The 22,524-nt window shown below is 75.4% G+C and carries 7 protein-coding genes; 4 read left to right on the forward strand and 3 right to left on the reverse strand.

Translation table 11 applies throughout. The features are described from left to right. The first annotated feature begins 11 nt into the window (after window positions 1-11). The 3 genes from AB0K92_RS22325 to AB0K92_RS22335 all read left to right on the forward strand — a co-directional run bounded on the left by AB0K92_RS22325 (window position 12) and on the right by AB0K92_RS22335 (window position 20,906). On the forward strand, window positions 12-19,979 hold the full coding sequence (locus AB0K92_RS22325; protein ID WP_365925422.1) for a non-ribosomal peptide synthase/polyketide synthase: 19,968 nt from the start codon (window positions 12-14) through the stop codon (window positions 19,977-19,979). A gap of 105 nt (window positions 19,980-20,084) precedes the next feature. Then, window positions 20,085-20,288, forward strand: coding sequence for an MbtH family NRPS accessory protein (locus tag AB0K92_RS22330; RefSeq protein ID WP_043505857.1), 204 nt, complete (start codon window positions 20,085-20,087; stop codon window positions 20,286-20,288). Window positions 20,289-20,387: 99 nt separating this feature from the next. Continuing rightward, window positions 20,388-20,906 (forward strand): GNAT family N-acetyltransferase, encoded by a 519-nt coding sequence (locus AB0K92_RS22335; protein WP_365925424.1) that lies wholly within the window; start codon window positions 20,388-20,390, stop codon window positions 20,904-20,906. A gap of 234 nt (window positions 20,907-21,140) precedes the next feature. On the opposite strand, the gene AB0K92_RS22340 is transcribed toward AB0K92_RS22335, so the two are convergent. The 3 genes from AB0K92_RS22340 to AB0K92_RS22350 form a co-directional block, all read right to left on the reverse strand. Further along, window positions 21,141-21,638: a hypothetical protein gene (locus AB0K92_RS22340; RefSeq protein ID WP_365925426.1), complete on the reverse strand. Its 498-nt coding sequence runs from the start codon at window positions 21,636-21,638 to the stop codon at window positions 21,141-21,143. Window positions 21,639-21,788: 150 nt separating this feature from the next. Further along, on the reverse strand, window positions 21,789-21,941 hold the full coding sequence (locus AB0K92_RS22345; RefSeq protein ID WP_365925428.1) for a hypothetical protein: 153 nt from the start codon (window positions 21,939-21,941) through the stop codon (window positions 21,789-21,791). A 29-nt stretch (window positions 21,942-21,970) separates the two neighbouring features. Further along, window positions 21,971-22,111, reverse strand: coding sequence for a hypothetical protein (locus tag AB0K92_RS22350; protein WP_165996059.1), 141 nt, complete (start codon window positions 22,109-22,111; stop codon window positions 21,971-21,973). Between the two features lie 207 nt (window positions 22,112-22,318). Here AB0K92_RS22350 and AB0K92_RS22355 point away from each other — a divergent pair. Further along, a partial coding sequence (locus AB0K92_RS22355; protein WP_365925430.1) for a J domain-containing protein occupies window positions 22,319-22,524 on the forward strand: 206 nt, incomplete at its 3' end.

Genomic DNA, 22,524 nt, shown 5'->3' on the forward strand with positions numbered 1-22,524 from the left:
ACCGGACGACCATGACGTCTTCGAAGCGAAACCGTGCCGAGGCCCTGCCCCAGGATCTTCAGGAAGTGCTCCGCCGCCGCCTCGCCGGACGAGCCGCCGGCGTCCCCGGCACCGCCGCCCGGCAGGCCATCCCGCACGCCGACCGCACCCGGCCGCTGCCGCTGTCCTTCGCCCAGCAGCGCCTGTGGTTCCTGGACCGGCTGCGCCCCGGCGACCCGCGCTACAACAGCGCCGTCGCGCTACGCCTCACCGGCACCCTCGACCACACCGCCCTCGCCGCCGCACTGGAGCACGTGGTCGAGCGGCACGAGGCCCTGCGCACCACGTTCCAGGAGACCGACGGCACCCCCGCGCAGACCGTGCGTCCCGCCGGGCCGCTCCCGCTGCCCGTCCGGGACCTGACGGCCCCGGGCGAGGCCGTGACGGACCTGGACGCGGCCCTGCTGGCCGAGTACGAGCGCCCCTTCGACCTGGAAGCCGGTCCGCTGCTGCGCGCCCTGCTGCTGCGGGAGGCACCCGACGCACACGTCCTGCTGCTGACGGCCCATCACATCGTCACCGACGGCTGGTCGATGGGCATCCTGCTGGAGGAACTGTGCACCGCCTACGACACTCTCGCCCAGGGCGCGCGGCCCGCGCTGCCGCCGGTGGCCACGCAGTACCCGGACTTCGCCGTCTGGCAACGCGACCAGATGTCCGGTCCCCGGCTGGAGCGACAACTGGGCTACTGGAAGGGCAAACTGTCCGGGGCGGTGGCGCCCGAGCTGCCACTGGACCGGCCTCGGCGCGGCGAGGAGTCCGGCGCCGGCGCGGTGCACACCTTCACCGTCCCCGCCACCACCACGCAGCGGTTGCGGAACCTGGCGGCCGAGCAGCACACCACGCTGTTCACCGCCCTGGTCGCCGCCGGCCAGGCCCTGCTGGCGCGCTGGTCCGGCCAGGACGACATCACGGTCGGCTCGCTCACCCCCGGGCGCGGGCGCACCGACCTGGAGCGGGCCGTCGGGTTCTTCGTCAACACCGTCGTGCTGCGCACCCACGTGGACACCGGCGGTTCCTTCCGTGACCTGCTCGCCGCCGCCGCGGACACCGTCAACGACGCCTTCGCGCACGGCGACACGCCGTTCGAGCGACTGGTGGAGGCCGTCGGCGCGACCCGCGAGGCGGGCCGCAACCCCCTGTTCGACGTGATGGTCCTGCTGCACCCCGCGCCACCCGCCGCACCCGACCCGCACGGCCTGGCAGCCTCCCCGGTCGCCGTGCCCCGGCGGGCCGCCACGTTCGACCTGAGCGTGGAGTTCGTCCCCGACGGGGAAGGGCTGACCGGCCTGCTGGAGTACCGCACCGACCTGCTCGACGCGGCCACCGCCGAGCGCATGGCGGACCAACTGCTGCGCACGCTGGACGGCGTGGCCGCCGACCCCGACCGGCCGCTCGGTGCCCTGCCCCTGCTCTCACCCGAGCAGCAACGGCAGGTGACGGAGGACTGCAACGCCACGGCGCGTCCCGTGCCCGAGGAGACCCTGCCCGAACGTTTCGCCCGGCAGGCGGCCCGCACCCCGCACGCCACCGCCCTTGTCGCCGGGGACGTCCGCCTGGACTACGCGACGCTCGACGCCCGCGCCGACCGCCTGGCCCGTCACCTGGTGGCGCGCGGCGCGGGCCCCGAGCGTCTGGTCGCCCTCCGGCTGCCGCGCACCGCCGACATGATCGTGGCGATCCTCGCCGTCTGGAAGGCCGGCGCCGGCTACCTGCCCCTGGACCCCGCGCTGCCGGAGGAGCGGGTGCGGTTCCTGCTGGACGACGCGCGGCCCGCGCTGGTGCTGGACGAAGCCGCACTGCGGGAGAGCGGCGACACCACCGGTGGCCCGCTCACCCCGCCCGACCCCGGCACTACTGGTGGAACGCTCCCTCCGCCGCACCCCGACACCACCGCCTACGTCATCTACACCTCCGGCTCCACCGGCCGCCCCAAGGGCGTGGCGGTGGCGCACCGGTCGGTGGCGAACCTCCTGGCGGGCCACCGCGAGGGCTTCGTCGCCGAGGCGGGCGGAGGCCCGCTGCGGGTGGCGCTGACGGCGTCGTTCTCCTTCGACACCTCGCTGGAGGGTGTGCTGCTGATGGCCGACGGCCACCCGCTGCACCTGGTCGACGAGACGACCCGGCTGGACGCCGCCGCGCTGGTCGAGTACGTCGTCGAGCACCGCATCGACTTCCTCGACCTCACCCCCACCTACCTGCGCCAGCTGCTGCCCGCCGGACTGCTCGACGACCCGCGCCACCACCCGCGCGTCCTCATGCTCGGCGGCGAGGCCGTCGGGCCCGCCCTGTGGCGGGAGCTGGCGACGCGCCCGGATGTGGCCGCGTACAACTTCTACGGGCCCACCGAGTGCACGGTCGACGCCCTGGCCTGCCGCATCGAGGGCGACGGCCGTCCGACCGTGGGCCGGCCGCTGGCCAACGTGCGCGCCTACGTCCTCGACGACCGGCTGCGACCCGTGCCGCCCGGTGTCGGCGGCGAGCTGTACCTGGCCGGTGCGCAACTGGCGCGCGGTTACACCGGACGGCCGGGGCTGACGGCCGCGCGGTTCCTGCCCGACCCGTTCGGCCCGCCCGGCACCCGCATGTACCGCACCGGCGACCTGGCCCGCTGGACCACCGACGGGCGCCTGGACTACCTCGGCCGCGCCGACGACCAGGTCAAGGTGCGCGGCCACCGCATCGAGCCCGGCGAGGTCGAGGCGGCCCTGATGGACCTGCCCGAGGTCGCCGCCGCCGCGGTCGTCGCCGTCGCCGACCCGCACGGCCACACCCGGCTCGCCGCCTGCCTCGTCCCCGCCGACCGCGACGCCCGGCCCGCCGCGGGCGAGGTGCGGGCGGCCCTGCGGCGGGTGCTGCCCGACCACATGGTGCCGTCCGCGTTCACCGTGCTCGACGCCCTGCCGATGACCGTCAGCGGCAAGGTGGACCGGCGCGCCCTGCCCATCCCCGACTTCGAGGGCGGCGAGCGCGAGCGGGAGTTCGTCGCCCCGCGCACCACCGAGGAGGAGACCCTGGCCCGCATCTGGGCCGAGGTGCTGGGCGCGCGCCGGGTCGGCGTGACGGACAACTTCTTCGAGCTGGGCGGCGACTCCATCCTCAGCATCCAGGCCGTCTCCCGCGCCCGCGCGGCCGGCCTGCACCTGACCTCGCGGGACGTCTTCCGCCACCAGACCGTCGCCGACCTCGCCGCCGCCGCGTCCGCGCGCACCGCCGAGGTGCCCGCGCCCCGGCGCCCGGCCGAACAGGGTCCGGCGCCGCTGACGCCGGTGCAGGAGTGGTTCTTCGCCACCCACGGCCCGCTGCGCCACTTCACCATGTCGATGCTGCTGGACCTGCCGCACGACCTGGACGAACCGGCACTGGAACGCGCCCTGGAGGCCCTGGCCGCCCACCACCCGGCGCTGCGCACCCGCTTCGCCCGCTCGGGGGACACCTGGCTCCAGCACCCTGGCGAGGGCCCGGCCACCGGCCTGCTCACCCGCCACAGCCTTGCCCGCGCCGCCGACCCGACGGCCGCCCGCGAAGAGGCCGCGGAGGCCGCCCGCGCCGCCCTGGACCCGGAGACCGGTGCCCTGCTGCGCGCCGCCCTGCTGTCCCGCCCCGGCGAGCGCCCGCAACTCTTCGTCGCCGCGCACCACCTGGCGGTGGACAGCGTCTCCTGGCGCATCCTCCTCGCCGACCTCGCCGAGGCCTACCGGCAGGCGGCCCGGGGCGAGACGGTCCGGCTGGAGCCCGTCCCCACGCCGTTCACCGACTGGGCCGGGCACCTCGCGCGCCGGGTGCGCGCCGGCGACCTCGACGCCGACCTGCCGCACTGGACGGCCGAGGCCGCCGAACCCCGTACCCCGCTGCCCGTGGACCGCCCCGGCACTCCGCTCGCCGGCTCGGTCCGCACCCTCGGCACCCGAGTCGACCGCGCCACTACCGAGGCCCTGCTGCGCCGGGTGCCGGCCGTCTACCGCACCCAGGTCAACGACGTGCTGCTCGGCGCGCTGAGCCGGGTCCTCGCCGACTGGACGGGCACCGAGCGGGTGACCGTCCTGCTGGAGGGCCACGGCCGCGAGGACGACACGCTGGACCTGTCCCGCACGGTCGGCTGGTTCACCGCGCAGTACCCCGTCACCCTCGCGCCCGCCGGACCGGCCGACGCGCCGGACTGGGGCGCCACCCTCAAGGCGGTGAAGGAGCGGCTGCGGGCCGTCCCCCGGCACGGCCTCAGCCACGAGGCGCTGGCCCGCCTCGGCTCGCCCGACCCGGCCGCCCGCGCCCTGCGGGACGTACCCCTGCCGCAGATCAGCTTCACCTACCACGGGCAGTGGGAGCCCGGCGACGGCGGGGACTTCACCCCGGCGGGGGAGACGCCCGGCCGCGACATCGCCCCCGACGAGCCGCTGGACCACCTGCTGGACGTCTCCGCCGTGGTCACCGGCGGCGAACTGGAGATCACCTGGCACTACAGCGACCAGGTGCACGACGAGGACACCGTCCGCGCCCTCGCCGACGCCATGACCCGCGCGCTCGCCGCCATCACCGAGCACTGCGCCCGCCCCGGCGCGGGCGGCCGCACCCCGTCCGACTTCCCGCTGGCCCGCCTCGACCAGGACCGCCTGGACCGGCTCGTCGGCGACGGCCGGGACGTCGAGGACCTCCTGCCGCTGACCCCGCTCCAGGAGGGCATGCTCTTCCACCGGCTGGTCGGCGGCCCCGACGACGTCTACGTCGACCAGGCCGGGCTGCTGCTGGACGGCGTCGCCGACCCGCACGCCTTCGCTGTCGCCTGGCAGCGCGTCACCGACCGCACGCCCGCCCTGCGCACCTGCGTGGTCTGGGAGGACGTACCCGTACCCCTCCAGGTCGTGCGCCGGGACGTACGCGTGCCGGTGACCCACCTCGACTGGCGGAACCTGGACGAGGCCGAGCGCGCCGAGCGCCTGGCCCGGCTGCGCGCCGACGACCTGGCCCGAGGCATCGACCTCGCCGCCGCGCCGCTGATGCGGCTGACGCTGGTCCGGCTGCCCGACGCCCGGCTGCACCTGCTGTGGACCTCCCACCACCTGATCCTGGACGGCTGGAGCCTGGCCCAGGTCCTGACCGAGGTGTGCGAGGAGTACGCGGCGCTCACCTCCGGCGCCGAGCCCCGGCCGCCGCTGCGGCGCCCCTTCGGCGACTACGTGCGCTGGCTCGCCGGCCAGGACCCCGACGCCGCCCGCGCCCACTGGCAGGACGTCCTCGCCGGGTTCGCCGAACCCACCCCGCTGCCCGCCGACCGCCCCCTGCGCGAAGCCCACGAGACCCGCTCCGCGGACGTGTACGCGGCAGGTCTGGACCAGGAGGCGTCGGCCCGCCTCGCGCGCACCGCACGCGAGGCCGGACTCACCCTCAACACGGTCGTCCAGGGCGCCTGGGCGCTGCTGCTGGCCCGCTACGCCGCCCAGGACGACGTGGTGTTCGGCACCACCGTCTCCGGTCGGCCCGACGACCTGCCCGGCGTCGAGTCGATGGTCGGCATGTTCATCAACACCGTCCCCACCCGCGTCCGCGTCGACCCCGCCCGCACGGCCGGCGCGTGGCTGCGCGAACTCCAGGACACCCAGGCCGAGTCGCGGCGGTTCGCGGCCGTGTCGCTGGCGGAGGTGACCCAGCTCAGCGACGTGCCGTCCGGCAGCCCGCTCTTCCACAGCATGGTCGCCTTCGAGAACTACCCCTTCGACGAGGCCCGCACGGCCGGTTCCGGGATCCGCCTGGCCGACGTGACCTCCCGCGACGCCACCAACTACCCCCTCGTGCTGCGCGCCTACCACGGCGAACGCCTCGGCTTCGACCTCGCCTACGACCCGGCCCTGTTCGACGCCGCGACCGTCCGCGCCCTCGCCGGCCGGCTGTGCCTGCTGCTCACCGAACTGGCCGACGGCACCGACCGGCCGCTGCGCGCCCTGGCCTGGACGACGGCCGGCGAACGGCGCCGGATGCTCACCGACTGGAACGGCACCGAAAGCGGGCGTCCCGCCGAGACGCTGGTGGACCTGTTCGAGGCGCAGGCCGCCCGCACCCCGGATGCCGTCGTCGTCACCCACGGAACCGAGCACCTGGACTACGCCACCCTCGACGCCCGCGCCGGCCGCCTCGCCCACCGGCTCGCCGAACTCGGCGCCGCACCCGAGCGGTTCGTCGCCCTCGCCCTGCCCCGCTCCACCGACCAGGTCGTCGCGATCCTGGCCGTACTGAAGACCGGCGCGGCCTACCTGCCGATCGACCCGAACTCGCCCGCCGACCGCATCGCCCACCTCCTCGCCGACGCCGCCGCGGTGACCCTGGTGACCACCATCGCCACCGCGGCCCGGGCCGACGGCACCGGTGTGCCCGTCCTCCTCCTCGACGACCCGGACGTGGCAGCCGACCTCGCCCGCCGCCCGGCCACCGGCCCCGCCCCGGCCCGCCGCCCGCTCCCGGAGAGCGCCGCCTACGCCATCTACACCTCCGGCTCCACCGGCCGCCCCAAGGGCGTGGTGATCCCGCACGCCAACGTCGTACGGCTGTTCACCCGCACCCGCCGGTGGTTCGACTTCGGCCCGGACGACGTGTGGACGCTGTTCCACTCCTACGCGTTCGACTTCTCCGTGTGGGAACTGTGGGGCCCGCTGCTGCACGGCGGCCGGCTCGTCGTCGTGCCCGACGAGACCGCCCGCTCCCCGGAGGACTTCCTGCGGCTGCTGGCCGACGAGCGGGTCACCGTCCTCAACCAGACCCCGTCCGCGTTCTACCCGCTCGTCCGCGCGGACGCCGAACACCCCGACATCAGCGCCCGCCTCGCGCTGCGCACGGTGATCTTCGGCGGCGAGGCCCTGGACGTCGGCCGGCTCGCCGACTGGTGGGCACGCCACCCGGCCGACGCCCCCCGCCTGGTCAACATGTACGGCATCACCGAGACCACCGTGCACGTCACCCACGCCCCGCTCGACCCCGCCACCGCCGCGAGCGGCCCCGCTGGCCCGATCGGCGTGGCCATCCCCGACCTGCGGGTGTACGTCCTCGACGCGGACCTGGCACCCGTACCCCCGGGCGCGACCGGCGAACTGTACGTGGCGGGGGAGGGCCTGGCCCGCGGCTACCTGGGCCGCCCCGGCCTGACCGCCACCCGTTTCCTCGCCGACCCGTTCGGCCCGGCCGGCAGCCGCATGTACCGCACCGGCGACCGGGCGAAGTGGCGGCCCGACGGCACCCTGGAGTATCTGGGCCGCGCCGACGCCCAGGTGAAGATCCGCGGCTACCGCATCGAGCCCGGCGAGATCGAGGCGGCCCTGCACACCCACCCCGGCGTCGCCGACACCGCCGTCGGCGTGTTCGAGGACGCCACCGGCACCCGCCGGCTCGTCGCGCACGTCGTCGGCTCCGGCGGCGCGGCCCCCTCGGCGGCCGAGCTGCGCGCCCATCTGGAACGGCTGCTGCCCGCCCACATGGTGCCCGCCGCCTACGTGCCGATGGACGCGCTGCCGCTCACCGTCAACGGCAAGCTCGACCGGCGCGCCCTGCCCGCCCCGACGGCGGACGGCTACGCCGCCGACACCGACCGGACACCGCCGCGCACGCCCGCCGAACGGGCGGTCGCCGCCGCCTGGGCGGACGTCCTCGGGGTCGAGGAGGTGCATGCCGGGGACGACTTCTTCGCGCTCGGCGGCGACTCCATCCTCGCCGTCCGCGTCACCGCCCGGCTGCGCGCCGCGTTCGGCCCCGACGTCTCCCCGAGACTGCTGTTCACCCGCCGTACGGTGGCCGCGCTCGCCGCCGAACTGGGCGAGCCGTCCCGTGATGTGTCCGCCCCCCTGGCCGACGCGATACCGGCGACCGCCCCGCACACCCCGGCGCCGCTTTCGTACGCCCAGCAACGCCTGTGGTTCCTCGACCGGTTCGAGCCCGGCAGCACCGAGTACACGACGCTGTCCGTGCTGCGCCTGCGCGGCCCGCTCGACGAGCACGCCCTGCGCACCGCCCTGGACGGCCTGGTCGCCCGGCACGAGGCGCTGCGCACCACGTTCGCCGAACAGGACGGGCAGGCGTGGCAGTCGGTGCGCCCGCCGCACCCGGCCGACCTGACCGTGGACGACCTCACCACCGCCCCCGATCCGCGCGCGGCGCTGCACGAGCTGCTGGAGCGCGAGGCGGCCACGCCCTTCGACCTGGCGGCCGGGCCGCTGCTGCGCGCCCGGCTGGCCCGCACCGCGGCCGACGAGCACGTGCTGGCCCTCGCCGTCCACCACATCGTGACCGACGGCTGGTCGCTCGGCGTCCTCGGCCGGGACCTGGGCGAGCTGTACGCGGCGGCCCGCGAAGGCCGCCGCCCCGAACTGCCGAAGCTGCCCGTCCGGTACGCCGACCACGCCGCCTGGCAGCGCGCCCGCACCGAACAGACCGAGCGGCAACTCGCCCACTGGCGCGAGAAGCTCGACGGGGTACCGCCGCTGGAGTTGCCGACCGACCGGCCGCGCCCCGCCGTCCGCACCCGGGACGGCGCGCTGGTGACCTTCACCCTGCCCGCCGAGCTGACCGACCGGCTGCGCGAGCGCGGCCGGGAAGCCGACGCCACCCTCTACATGACGCTGCTGACCGCGTGCACGGTCCTGCTCTCCCGCTGGGCCGACCAGGACGACTTCGCCGTCGGCACCGTCACCGCCGGCCGCGAGCGCACCGAACTGCACGACGTGGTCGGCATGTTCGTGAACACCCTCGTGCTGCGCAACCGGGTGGACCCCGGTGTGTCCTTCCGCGCGCTGCTGGAACAGGTCCGCGGCACCGTCCTGGACGCGTTCGCCCACCAGGACGTGCCCTTCGAGCGGCTGGTGGACACCCTCCAGCCCGAACGGGACACCAGCCGCACCCCGCTGTTCCAGGTCATGGTCGCCCTGCACAACCTGGGTGCCGAGGCCCCCGCGCTGCCGGGCCTGGACGTCGAACCGGTCCTGCCACCGGTCCGGCACGCCACGTTCGACCTCGCCTTCGACTTCGTGGAGAGCGACGGCGGCGTCACCGGCCACCTGGAGTACAACACCGGCCTGTTCGACGAGGACACCGTCCGGCGGCTGGCCGCCCGGCTGCGGCTGCTGCTGGAAGCGGCGGTGCGGGACCCCGACCGGGACGTGCGGGCGCTGGACCTGATGACCGCCGACGAGCGGCGGCGCGTCCTGCACGACTGGCAGGGGCCGCACCTCCCGGTCCCCGAGACCACCTTCCCCGCCCTGTTCGAGGCGCAGGCCGCCCGCACCCCGCACGCCACCGCCCTGGTGGCCCGGGACGCCACCCTCGACTTCGCCGCCCTCAACGAGCGCGCCAACCGGCTCGCCCACCACCTGCTCGCCCAAGGAGCCGGCCCCGAGCGGGTGGTCGCCGTACAACTGCCGCGCACCTCCGACCTGATGGCGGCGGTCCTCGCCGTCGCCAAGGCGGGCGCCACCCTGCTGTGCCTGGAGCCCGGCCTGCCCGCCGAACGCCTCGCGGGCCTCCTCGCGGACGCGGCCCCGCACACCGTGCTGACCGCCGACGCGCTGCGCGACACACCGTGGGACCGGCTGCCCGCCCACGACCCCACCGACCGCGACCGCCCGGCCCCGCTGCGCCCCGACCACGCCGCCTACATCGTCTACACCTCCGGTTCCACCGGCCGCCCCAAGGGCGTCGTCGTCGAACACCGCCACCTGGTGAACCTCGTCCACGACCACCGTGAGGGCCTCGTCGCCCCGCACACCGCGGACGGGCGGCGACTGCGCGCCGCGCTCAGCGCCTCGTTCTCCTTCGACACCTCCTGGGAGGGCCCGCTGCTGCTCGCCCTCGGCCAGGAGGTCCACCTCGTCGACGAGGACGTACGCCTGGACCCCGAGGCGTTCTGCGCGCAGATCACCGAACGCGGCCTGGACCTGGTCAACGTCACCCCGTCCTTCCTGCGCGAACTCCTCACCGCCGGACTCCTCGCCCCCGGCCGCCACCACCCGCGCGTCCTGCTCGTCGGCGGCGAGGCGACGGGCCCGGACACCTGGCGGGAGCTGTACGGCGCCGCCGAACTGGGCGTCACCGCCTACAACATGTACGGCCCCACCGAGTGCGCCGTCGACGCCACCTACGGGCGCGTCACCGACCGCCCCGACCGGCCGGTCATCGGACGGCCCGGCCGCAACCTGCGCGCCTACGTCCTCGACGCCGCCCTGCGCCCGGTGCCGCCCGGCACGCCGGGTGAGCTGTACCTCGCCGGCGCGCAGGTGGCCCGCGGCTACCTGAACCGTCCCGGCCTGACCGCGGCCCGCTTCCTCGCCGACCCGTTCGGCGCGCCGGGAGAGCGGATGTACCGCACCGGCGACCGCGCCCGCCGGGACGAGCGGGGACTGCTGGAGTTCCTGGGCCGCGCCGACGAGCAGATCAAGATCCGCGGGTTCCGCATCGAACCCGGCGAGGTCGAGGCCGCGCTGCTCGCCCACCCGGAGGTGACCGAGGCCGTCGTGACGGCACGCGAGCACGCCGGCCGGCTGATGCTCGTGGCCTACCTGGTGCCCGCCGGGGACACCGCCCCGACCGCCGACGAGCTGCGCCTCGCACTGCGGCGCACCCTGCCGGACCACATGGTCCCGGCGGCGTTCGTGCCGCTGGCCCGCATCCCGCGCACCACCAGCGGCAAGATTGACCGGCGTGCCCTGCCCGACCCGCCCGCCCAGCCCGACCCCGCCACGATGTACGTGGCACCCCGCCCCGGCACCGAGCAGACGCTGGCCGCGATCTGGGCGGACGTCCTGCGGGTCGAACGGGTGGGCGCGCGGGACAACTTCTTCGCGCTCGGCGGCGACTCCATCCTCAGCATCCAGATCGTCTCCCGGGCCCGCCAGGCCGGACTGGCGCTGACCACCAAGGACGTCTTCCGCCACCAGACCGTCGCCGAACTCGCCCTGCGCGTCACCGAGACGGCGCCGGTGACGGCGGAGACTGCCGCGGCGCCGGAGGCCGCACCCGCCGAGGCACCGCTGACGCCCATCCAGCGCTGGTACCTCGACGGCCGCCGCCCCGGCGACCCACTGCGCTTCACCATGTCGCAGCGTCTGGAACTCGCCCCCGGAACCGACCTGTCCGCACTGCGCACCGCCGTGGACGCCCTCGTACGCCACCACCCGGCCCTGCGCACCCGCTTCCGCCACACCGAGGACGGCTGGCGTCAGGAGGTCCTGCCCGACGTCCCGGACGGCATCGTCACCCACCACGACGTGACCGCCCTCGACGGCCCCGCCCTTCAGACCGAGGCGGCCCGCCTCGCGGACGAGGCCCGCACCTGCCTCGACCCGGCCGAGGGCCGGGTGGTGCGCGTCCTGCTCTTCGACCGCGGCCCGCACCTGCCCGCACAACTGCTCGTCATCGTCCACCACCTGGTGGTGGACGGCGTCTCCTGGCGGATCCTGCTGGCCGACCTGGAGACCGCCCACCGGCAGGCCGCGACGGGACACCCCGTCGACCTGCCCCCGGCCACCACCGCGTACGGCCACTGGGCGGCCCGGCTGGAGGCGCACACCCGCTCCGGAGCCCTGGACGGCGACCTCGCCCACTGGCGGCACACCACGTCGGCCCCCGCCGGCCTGCCCGCGGGCCGGCCCGGCGCCAACACCCACGGCACCGCCGCCACCGTCACCGTCGAACTGGAGCCGGAGACGACCCGGGCCCTGCTGCGCCAGGTCCCGGAGGTCTACCGCACCCAGGTCAACGACGTCCTGCTCAGCGCCCTCGGCCGCACCCTGGCGCGCTGGTGCGGGCGGGAGAGCGTGCTGGTCGGGGTGGAGGGCCACGGCCGCGAGGACCTCTTCGACGACGTGGACCTGTCCCGGACGGTCGGCTGGTTCACCGCCGAGTTCCCCCTCGCGCTGACCGTCGCCCCCGACGCCGGCTGGCACGACACCCTGCGTTCGGTCAAGGAACAGCTGCGCGCGGTGCCCTTGCACGGCCTGAGCCACGGCGCGCTGCGCCACCTCCTGCCCGACAGCCCACTCGCCGGTGCTCCCGCACCACAGGTCGGCTTCAACTACCACGGCCAGTGGGACGCCGACGGCGGCGGCAGTGGCCTGTACGGCGCCGCCCTGCCCCCGGCCGGCTCCGACACCGATCCCGGCGCCCCCCGGCCCTACCTGCTGGACATCACCGGCGTGGTCCAGCACGGCCGGCTCGAACTCGGCTGGACCTACCCACCGGCCGTCTACGACGAGCCCACCGTCCGCGCGCTCGCCGAGGAGATGTGCGCGGCGCTGCGCGAGATCGCGGCCCACTGCGCCCGCCCGGACGCGGGCGGCCGTACCCCGTCGGACTTCCCGCTCGCCGGGCTCGGCCAGCCGGAGCTGGACCGTCTCGTGGGCGACGGCCGGCACGTCGCGGACGTCCTGCCGCTGACGCCCCTCCAGGCCGGGATGCTCTTCCACGGTCTGGTGGACACGGCGGGCGCCTACTTCGACCGGGTGGCCGTACGGCTGTCCGGGGTGACCGATCCGCACGTCTTCGCCGCCGCCTGGCAGCAGGTCGCCGACCGCACCGAGGCCCTGCGCACCAGCGTCCACTGGCAGGCCCTGCCGCACCCCGTCCAGGTCGTGCACCGGCACGTGGACCTGCCCGTCACCCACCTCGACTGGCGGCACCTGACGCCCGAGCAACGCGCACGGGAGACCGAGGAACTGCTGGCCGCCGACCGCGCGGCGGGCATGGACCTGACCACCGCACCCCTCACCCGCATCACCCTGGCCGCGCTGCCCGGCGACGAGATCCTGCTGCTGTGGTCCTCCCACCACCTGATCCTGGACGGCTGGAGCACCGGACAGCTCCTCACCGAGGTGTGCGAGCGCTACGCCGCGCTCACCGGCGGCCGTGCGGCCCCCGCACCGGTCCGGCGCCCGTTCGCCGACTTCCTGCGCTGGCTGCGCGACCAGGACGAGAAGGCCGCCGAGGACCACTGGTCCGCTCTCCTCGCCGGCTTCCCGGCCCGCACCCCGCTGCCGTACGACCGCCCACCGGCCGAGCGGCACCGCGCCCGCGCCGCCGCCGTGGCGCACCGGCAGCTGGACGCCCACGGCTCGGCACGGCTGCGCCAGACGGCGGCCCGGGCCGGGCTCACGGTGAACACCGTGGTCGAGGGCGCCTGGGCGCTGCTGCTGGCCCGGCACGCCGGCCGTGACGACGTCGTGTTCGGCACCACCGTCTCCGGGCGCCCGGCCGAACTGCCCGGCGTGGAGTCGATGATCGGCATGTTCATCAACACCGTGCCCACCCGTGTCCGGGTGGCGGGCGGGGGAGCGGCGTCCTGGCTGCGGGAGGTGCAGGAGCGGCAGAGCGAGGCCCGCCGCTTCGACTTCCTCGCCCTGCCGCGCATCCAGGCGCTGAGCGAGGTCCCGGCCGGCGAAGCACTGTTCGACAGCATGGTGGTGTTCGAGAACTACCCCGTCGACGAGTCCGCCACCGCCCGCACGGGCGTGGGGGTGGCGGAGGTACGCGCCGACGACGCGCCGACCTTCCCGCTGTGCCTGCGCGCCCACCTCGGCGACCGGCTCGGCATCGACCTCGCCTACGACGCCGCCCTGTTCGACGCGGACACGGCCGAACGTCTCGCCGACCGGCTCGCGACCGTCCTGACCGCCCTCACCGACGCCATCGAGGCCGACGCCGACCTGACCGGCCTGGAGGCACTGACCGAGGACGACCACGCCCTGCTGGCGCGGTGGAACACCACCGCCCGGCCGACGGCACCGCACAGCCCCGTCGGACTCTTCGCCGAGCAGGCCCGCCGCACCCCGGACGCGCCCGCGCTGCGCGACGGCGGCACCGTGCTGACGTACCGCCACCTGAACGACTGGTCCGACGCCGTGGCCTCCCGGCTCCTCGCCGACGGCCTGCGCGCCGAGCACCGGGTGGCGCTGTCGATGGACCGCTGCGCCGAACTCGTCGTCGCCCAGCTCGCCGTCCTCAAGGCGGGCGGCGCCTACGTCCCGGTGGACGCCCGCGCCCCCGAGGACCGGCGGCGCGCACTGATCGACCGGGCGGGCGCCACGGCCGAGCTGACCGCCGCCGACGTCGCCGCCGCACGCACCCGCGTGCCGGGTGCGCCCGCGGCCGCTCCCGCGGACCCCGACCGGCTCGCGTACGTGATGTTCACATCCGGGTCGACCGGAGAGCCGAAGGCGGTCGCGGTACGACACCGTGACGTGGCCGCCCTCGCCACCGACAGCCGCTTCACCGGCGGGGTGTGCGACCGGGTGCTGCTGCACTCCCCGGTGGCCTTCGACGCCGCCACCTTCGAGGTGTGGGCGCCCCTGCTCACCGGCGGCTGTGTCGTCGTGGCGCCCCCGCGGCCGCTGGACGCGGCACTGCTGCGCGGCCTGGTCCGCGACGGCGGCCTGAGCGCGCTGTGGCTGACCGCCGGCCTCTTCCGGCTGCTGGCGCAGGACGCGCCGGACTGCTTCACCGGTCTGCGCCAGGTGTGGACCGGCGGTGACGTCGTGCCCGCCGCGGCCGTGCGCCGCGTCCTGGCCGCCTGCCCCGGCCTGACCGTCGTGGACGGCTACGGCCCCACCGAGACGACGACATTCGCGACGTCCTTCGCGCTGGCCGACGCGAGCGCCGTCCCCGACACCGTGCCCATCGGCCACCCGCTCGACGACCTGCGCGTGCACGTCCTCGACGGCCGGCTGCGGCCCGTACCGCCGGGCTGCGCCGGCGAGCTGTACATCGCCGGCGAGGGCGTGGCGCGCGGCTACCTGGGCCGTCCCGGCGCCACCGCGGCCCGCTTCCTCGCCGACCCGGCCGGCCCGCCCGGCACCCGGATGTACCGCACCGGCGACCTGGCCCGCCGCCGCCCCGACGGCACCGTCGAGTTCCTGGGCCGCGCCGACGACCAGGTGAAGATCCGCGGCTTCCGCGTCGAACCCGGCGAGGTGGAGGCGGCCCTGGCCGCGCACCCCGGCGTCACGGACGTGGCGGTGGTGGCCCGCGAGGAGGGGCCCGGCTCCCGCCGCCTGGTGGCCTACGTGGTCGGCACCGAAGACGCCACCGCCCTGCGGCAGTTCGCCCGCCGCTCGCTGCCCGACTACCTCGTCCCGTCGGCGTTCGTCACCCTGCCGGCGCTGCCGCTCAGCCGCAACGGCAAGGTCGACCGGGCGGCGCTCCCCGCGCCGCAGCTCGCGAGCGGCGACCCGCAGGACGCGCCGGGCGAGCCGCGCACCGACGCCGAGCGGCGCGCCGTGGAGGTCTTCGCCGACGTCCTCTCCGTGCCGCGCCCCGGCGTGGAGGACGACTTCTTCCAGATGGGCGGGGACTCCATCCTCAGCATCCGGCTGGCCGCCCGCCTGTCCGAGGCGTTCGGCACCGACCTGTCCCCGCGTGAGGTGTTCACCCACCCCACCCCCGCCGCCCTCGCCGCCCTGCTCACCGCCGGCGGTTCCGGCGAGGCCCCGCCCGCCGCGATCGTCCCGGTTCCCCGTGACATGCCCGCCCCGATGTCGTACGCCCAGCAACGCCTGTGGTTCCTCCAGGAGTTCGCGCCGGGCAGCGGGGAGTACGTCACCGCGCTGGCCCTGCGGCTGCGCGGCCGGCTGGACGTGCCCGCCCTCACCGCCGCCCTGCGCGCCCTGGTCGAGCGGCACGAGGCGCTGCGCACCACCTTCGACGCGGTGGACGGCCACGGTGTGCAGATCGTCCACCCGGCGCGGGAGGTGCCCCTGACCCTGCACGACCTGTCGGCGCTCGCGGAGAGCGACCGCGCGGCCCGGCTGGCGGAACTGCTGGAGGCCGAACGCGCCCGCACCTTCGACCTGCGGCACGGCCCGCTCCTGCACACGGGCCTGATCAGGCTCGCGGACGACGAGCACGTCCTGACGCTGACCTTGCACCACATCGTCACCGACGGCTGGTCCACGGGAGTGCTCACCGCAGACCTCGCCCACTTCTACCGCGCACGACTCGGCGCCGGTCAGGACCCGTTGCCGCCGCTGCCCGTGCAGTACGCCGACTACGCGCACTGGCAGCGCGGGCGCGGCACGGACGACCACCTCGCGTACTGGAAGGAGCACCTGGCCGGCCTGGAGACACTGGACCTGCCCACCGACCGGCCGCGCCCGGCGGTGCGCACCCACGACGGCGCCACCGTGCGCCTCGTCCTGCCCCGCGGCACCACCCGCCGCCTCGCCCGGGTCGGCCGGGACCGGCAGGCCACACTGTTCACCACGCTGGTCGCCGCCGCGCAGGCCTACCTGGCCCGCCTGACCGGCGGCGAGGACATCGCCGTCGGCACGGTCACCTCCGGCCGGGACCGCGCCGAGACCCAGCACCTCGTCGGGTTCTTCGTCAACACCCTCGTCCTGCGCTCCCGCGTCGAACCCGGCCGTCCCTTCCACGAGTTCCTCAGCGAGGTGCGCGCGACCGTCCTGGACGCCTTCGCCCACCAGGAGGCGCCGTTCGAGCAGGTCGTGGACGCGGTGCAGCCGGTCCGCGACACCAGCCGCACCCCCCTGTTCCAGGTCATGGTGGTGCTGCAGAACGCCCCGGCCGCCGCCCTCGACCTGCCCGGCATCGAGGTCACCGACGTCGACACCGAGCTGCGGCACGCGGCGTTCGACCTCACCCTGGAGTTCGCCGAGACCGGCACCGGGGAACTGCACGGCGTCCTCACCTACAACACCGACCTGTTCGACCCGGCCACTGCGGAACGCATGGCCGACCAGCTCGGCACGCTCCTGACCGCCGTCGCCGACGACCCCGGCCGCCCCCTGGGCGCCCTGCCCCTGGCCACCGACGAGACGCTCAAGGCCGTCCTCGACCAGGGACGCGGCACCGCCCGCCCGGTCCCGGCGGCGACCCTGTCCGAGCTGTTCGAACGGCAGGCCGCCCACACTCCCGACGCCGTCGCCCTGGCCGACGCCGACGGCCGAGAACTGACGTACGCGCAGGTCGAACGCGCCGCGAACCGGCTGGCGCACCGGCTCATCGCCCAGGGAGTGGGACCCGAGCGGATCGTGGCGCTCGCCCTTCCCCGCAGCGCGGAGACGGTGGTGGCCCAGCTCGCCGTCACCAAGGCCGGCGGCGCCTTCCTGCCCGTCGACCCGGACTACCCCGAGCAGCGCCGGGAGTTCATGCTGCGCGACGCGGGCGCCTGGCTCGTCCTGGACGACCCCGCCGCCGTACGGAACGCGGACGGCCCGGACACGGCGCCCACCGACGCCGACCGCACGGCCCCGCTGACCGTCGACCACCCCGCGTACGTGATCTACACGTCCGGCTCCACCGGCACCCCCAAGGGTGTCACGGTGACGCACCGCGGTCTGGCCGCGTTCGCCACGGCCGCCGCCGAACGCTACGACGCGGGCGCCGGCGACCGCGTCCTGCAGTTCGCCTCGCCCAGCTTCGACGCCTCGGTGCTGGAGCTGTGCGTGTCCCTGCTCAGCGGAGCCACCCTGCTCACCGGGGAGGAAGGCCCTCTCGTCGGCGAACGGCTCGCCCAGGTCCTCGCCGCGCGGCGCGTCAGCCATACGCTGATCCCGCCGGCCGCCCTCGCCACCGTCGCCCCCGAGACCGCCGACGCCCTGCCGCACCTGCGCACCCTCATCGTCGGCGCCGAGGCCTGCCCGCCCCACCTCGTCGAACGGTGGGCCCCCGGCCGACGGATGATCAACTCGTACGGCCCGACCGAGGCCACCGTCGTCGCCACCTGGACCGGCCCGCTCGCCCAGGGCACCGGCGCCCCACCCATCGGACGCCCGGCCGGCGCCACCCGCGTCCACGTCCTCGACGCGGCGCTGCGCCCCGTCCCGCCCGGCGTCACCGGCGAACTGTACGTGGCCGGGCCCGGACTGGCCCGCGGCTACCTCAACCGGCCCGGCCTGACCGCCGCCCGGTTCATCGCCGACCCGTTCGGCGCGCCCGGAGAGCGCATGTACCGCACCGGCGACCTGGCCCGCTGGGACACCAACGGCGAACTGCGTTTCGCCGGACGCGCCGACGACCAGGTCAAACTGCGCGGCTTCCGCATCGAACCCGGGGAGATCGAGAGCGCGCTGCGCCGCAGCCCGCGGGTGCGCGACGCGGTCGTCACCGTACGCGGCGGCAGCGACCCGCACGGCCGCTCCGGGGGACGGCTGATCGCCTACGTCGTACCCGCCGAGGGCACCCCCGGGGAACTGCCGGCTCCGGAGCTGCGCGACCACCTCGCCGGGCTGCTCCCGCCGCACATGATCCCCTCGGCGTTCGTGCCGCTCGCCGGCCTGCCGCTCACCCCGAACGGCAAGACGGACCGGGGCGCCCTCCCCGAGCCCGGCCCCACCCACACCGCCACCGGGCTGCACACGCCACCGCGCACCGACACCGAACGCCGCATCGCCCGCATCTGGTCCGACGTCCTCGGCATAGCGGACGTCGGCGCGCACGACAACTTCTTCCACCTCGGCGGCGACTCCATCCTGAGCATGCAGGTCGTCTCCCGGCTGCGCCGCGACGGACTGCACGTGACCACCCGGGACCTGTTCACCCACCAGACGGTCGGCGAGCTGGCCGGCGTCGTCACCGGCGCCCCGCAGCACTCCGGGGACGAACCGGTGACCGGGGACGTGCCGCTCACCCCCATCCAGCAGTGGTTCCTGACCAGCCCGCGCGCCAGCCACGACCACTTCAACCAGTCACTGCTCCTGGAACTCACCGCCGAGGTGGACGCCGCCGCCCTGGAAACGGCCCTGAACGCCCTGCTCGACCACCACGACGCCCTGCGCATGCGCTTCACCGCCGGCCAGGACGGCTGGCAGCAGTTCAACCCGCCGCCGTCCGACACCGACCGCGACCGGCTCCTGACCCGCCACGACCTGAGCGGACTGGCCTCCGCCGAGGCCGACGCGGCGATGGAGAAGGCCGCCGACGAACTGCACACCGGCTTCGACCTGGCGCGCGGCCCGCTGCTGCGGGCGGCCCTGTTCACCGGCGACGCCGACCGGCCCGCCTTCCTCCTCCTGGTCGCCCACCACCTGGTCGTGGACGCCGTGTCCTGGCGCATCCTGCGCGACGACCTGGAGGCCGCCTACGGCCAGGCCGCCCAGGGCGAACCGGTGACGCTGGGGGAGCGCACCACCTCCTACCGCGACTGGGCCCGCGGCCTCGCCGCGCATGTCGCGGCCGGCGCCCTCGACGACGAACTGCCCTACTGGGAACGAGCAGTGAACGCCGCACCACTGCCCACCGAGACACCGGTCGGTCCGCATGCGGCGGTCGTCGACACCCTCACCGTCGAACTGGACGAGGCGGACACCGAGGCCCTGCTGCGCGCCGCGCCGACCGCCTACCGCACCCGCGTCAACGACGTGCTGCTCGCCGCTCTCGCCCTGGCCCTGGCCCGCTGGACCGGCCGCGAGGAGGTCCGCCTGGACCTCGAGGGACACGGCCGCGAGGACATCCTCGACGACGTGGACCTGACCCGCACGGTCGGCTGGTTCACCACCGTCCACCCGGTCGCCCTCCATGTTCCCGAACCCGCCGACCTGGGCCCCGGCCGGGACTGGCGGAGCCTGGTGAAGTCGGTGCGCCGCCAGCTTCGCGCCGTACCCGGCAACGGCCTCGGCTTCGGCGCCCTGCGCACCTTCGGCCCGGCCGAGGTGCGCGAACGGCTCGGCCGGGCAGCGCAGGGGCAGGTCGTCTTCAACTACCTCGGACAGTGGGACGCCCGCCCCGAGAAGGCGGGCGACGGCCTGGTGCGCGCCGAGCACGGCTCGTTCGGCCGCCACCACGACCCGCGCGACAGCGGCTCCCACCCGCTGGAGATCGTCGGCGCGGTGCAGGGAGGCCGGCTGTCCTTCACCTGGCACCACCGGCCCGCCCTGCACGCCACCGCCACCGTGTGCGCCGTCGCCGAGGACTTCGCCCGGGCTCTGCGCCACATCGCCCACCACGCCCGCCACCGCCGGTGACGCCCCGCCTCGCGGCCCGCGCCCCACCGCCGCGGACACACCACCAACCCCTTCCCAGCCCCCTTCACCACCCGATCACCAACCGAGAGAGCGAGACCGCCGGACATGGACGAGAACACCCGCTACCAGGTGCTGCGCAACGACGAGGAGCAGTACTCGCTGTGGCCTGTCGACATCGAGGTGCCCGCCGGCTGGCAGCCCGTCGGTAAGGAGGGCACGGAGGCGGAGTGCTCCGCCTACGTCGACGAGGTCTGGACCGACATGCGTCCCCGCAGCCTGCGGGAGCGCATGGAGAACGCCGAAGCCTGACGCGCTCGCCGGCGCAACAGAGGACCGGGCCGGGGTACGTCCCTGCCGCGTACCCCGGCCCGGTTCCACCCTCCTTCCCGCATGTCCCGAGGAGCCTGCATGACCACACCGGTCCCGGTCCTGCACACCGAACGACTCACGTTCCGCCCCTACCGCCCCGAGGACGAGGACGCCTTCGTGGAGCTGCTGCGCGACGAGGAGGTCTGCCGCTGGATGGGCCAGGAACGCGTCCCCGAGGGGGACATCCGCACGCTGTTCCGCGCCCTCCTCACCGACATCTACCCGCAACGCCGGTTCGACGTATGGGGGGTGTGGCAGGGGGAGACATTCGTCGGGCACGCGGAGGTGAAGAAGACCGGCAACGTCGACGGACACGAGCTGATCGCCGCCCTCGCGCCCCCGTACTGGGGCCGGGGCCTGGGCACCGAAGTGGTCCGCGGCCTGCTGCGCCATGCCGCCGACAACCTGGGCCTGAAGGAGGCCTACGGCATGGTCGGCGCCGACAACGCCCCCAGCCTGGCCATGTGCCGCCGCCTGGGCTTCCGGCACGTACGGGACGTGACCGGCGACGACGGCACCGTGACCAAGCTGCTGGTGATCTCGACGACAGACGCGTAACGGCCGGGCAACCGGCCGGCCTGGCGCCAGTCGGCTGACATGCACGGTCGGCAGGACCCCGCTGTGCCCGTGGTGCCGACGGGCGGGCCAGCCGTGGTCGTCGCACATCCCCGGCAGAGCCTGCCCGTCCGACTCCCGCAAGGCTGCTCTGGCTACGGGATCGCGCCGCTGTGGCTTGGCTTGCCGGGACGATCAACGCCGGCCGGGTCCTTGCCGGTATCGCGGAGGGCGCCATCACCTGCCGCACGACGCTGATCGGCGACTACTGCTCCATCCGCCGGGGCGGGGCAGAACCTGGCCCCGCGGACCATGTGCGCGTCCGCCCCGGCCACCGCGTTCCTGCTGCTCGGCGGCGCCGCTGATGGCGGTCGCGCGGCCCGGCACGGCCCACCGGACCGGAACGGACGCCCTCCGGGCGGAGCGGCCAACCGACGGGCGTTCCTCTCGCGGCGGCCGGCGGGCGTCCGCGCCCTGACCTTCTTCGGCCGGACGGTCTTGTGCACCCTTCCCGCGGAGATGGCGTACTTGCTGGACGGCGGTCGCGTTGCGCCAGCGCAAATATGCGTACAGCCGCTCCAGCCGCTCGCGGTGTGCGTCGGCGAACGCGGCCAGCCGCCCGGCGTAGCCGGCGCGCCGCCCCGCGTTCATGGTGGCGAGGACAGCGCCGAGCACCTGGTCGGAGATCTCGGGGTCGAGGTCGGAGTCCGCGGCGAACGAGCGGTACAGCGGCATGACCGCCACCTTCGCCCGCTCGACCTGTACGCGAATGACGCGGGGGCGGGCGTCCGCCGAGCGGTCCGCTTGGTGCGCGGCGACGGCTTCCTCCAGGGCCCGTCCGGCCAGCTCGCCGAGGGCGTCGGCCGCGGCTCGGGCGCCGTCGAGTCACCCGGCGTCGTACAGCTCGCCCTTCCCTGCCGAAGGGCCGCGCATCCCGTCAGCCCGGACGCTCTCGTGCGCGAGGGCGAGCGCGCCGGCCTCCACCGGACCGCTCAGCTCCGCCGCGTCGCCCGGGCCGACCCCAGCATGATCGCGCACCCGGTGCCCCGGGCGGGCGGAAAGCCCGGCTACCGCTCGGAGCCCTCCTCCGGGACCGGGTGGATCCTGGTGAAGGTCGCTCCGCAGCGGCAGGCTGAGTGCTCCACCAGCTCTCCGCTCTCGCTCACCGCCAGACCCTGGCTGATACGGACGTGCACGTGCTCGGCCATGTGCGGATTTCCTTCCCGTGGGCCCGCCGACTCGCAGGCGGTCCGACAGACCCATGCTCCGCACCGGAACGGGTCCCGCGTAGGAGTCGCGTCACACTTCGGGACGCAAACCGGAAAGACTTCCGCAACGAGCCTCCCCGCCGCCCGCGACAGGAAATGCCCGCACGCAAACCGGGCATACTGGCAGTGGGTAGGGAGGTGAGTGCCATGCCCGGGAAGCGACCGCCACGCGACCACTACGCGGTCCTCGGTGTGCCGCGCTCCGCCTCCGCCCGCGAGATCACCGTCGCGTACCGCAGGCTGGTGCGCGCGCTGCACCCGGACACGGCGCCCCGGGACCCGGCGGTCCCGGACGACCTCGCCGCCGTCCTCGCCGCCTACGACACGCTCCGCGACCCCGGGCGCCGCGCGGC

Origin of the sequence: Streptomyces sp. NPDC052687 (genome assembly GCF_040678395.1) — a bacterium.
Lineage (GTDB): Bacteria > Actinomycetota > Actinomycetes > Streptomycetales > Streptomycetaceae > Streptomyces.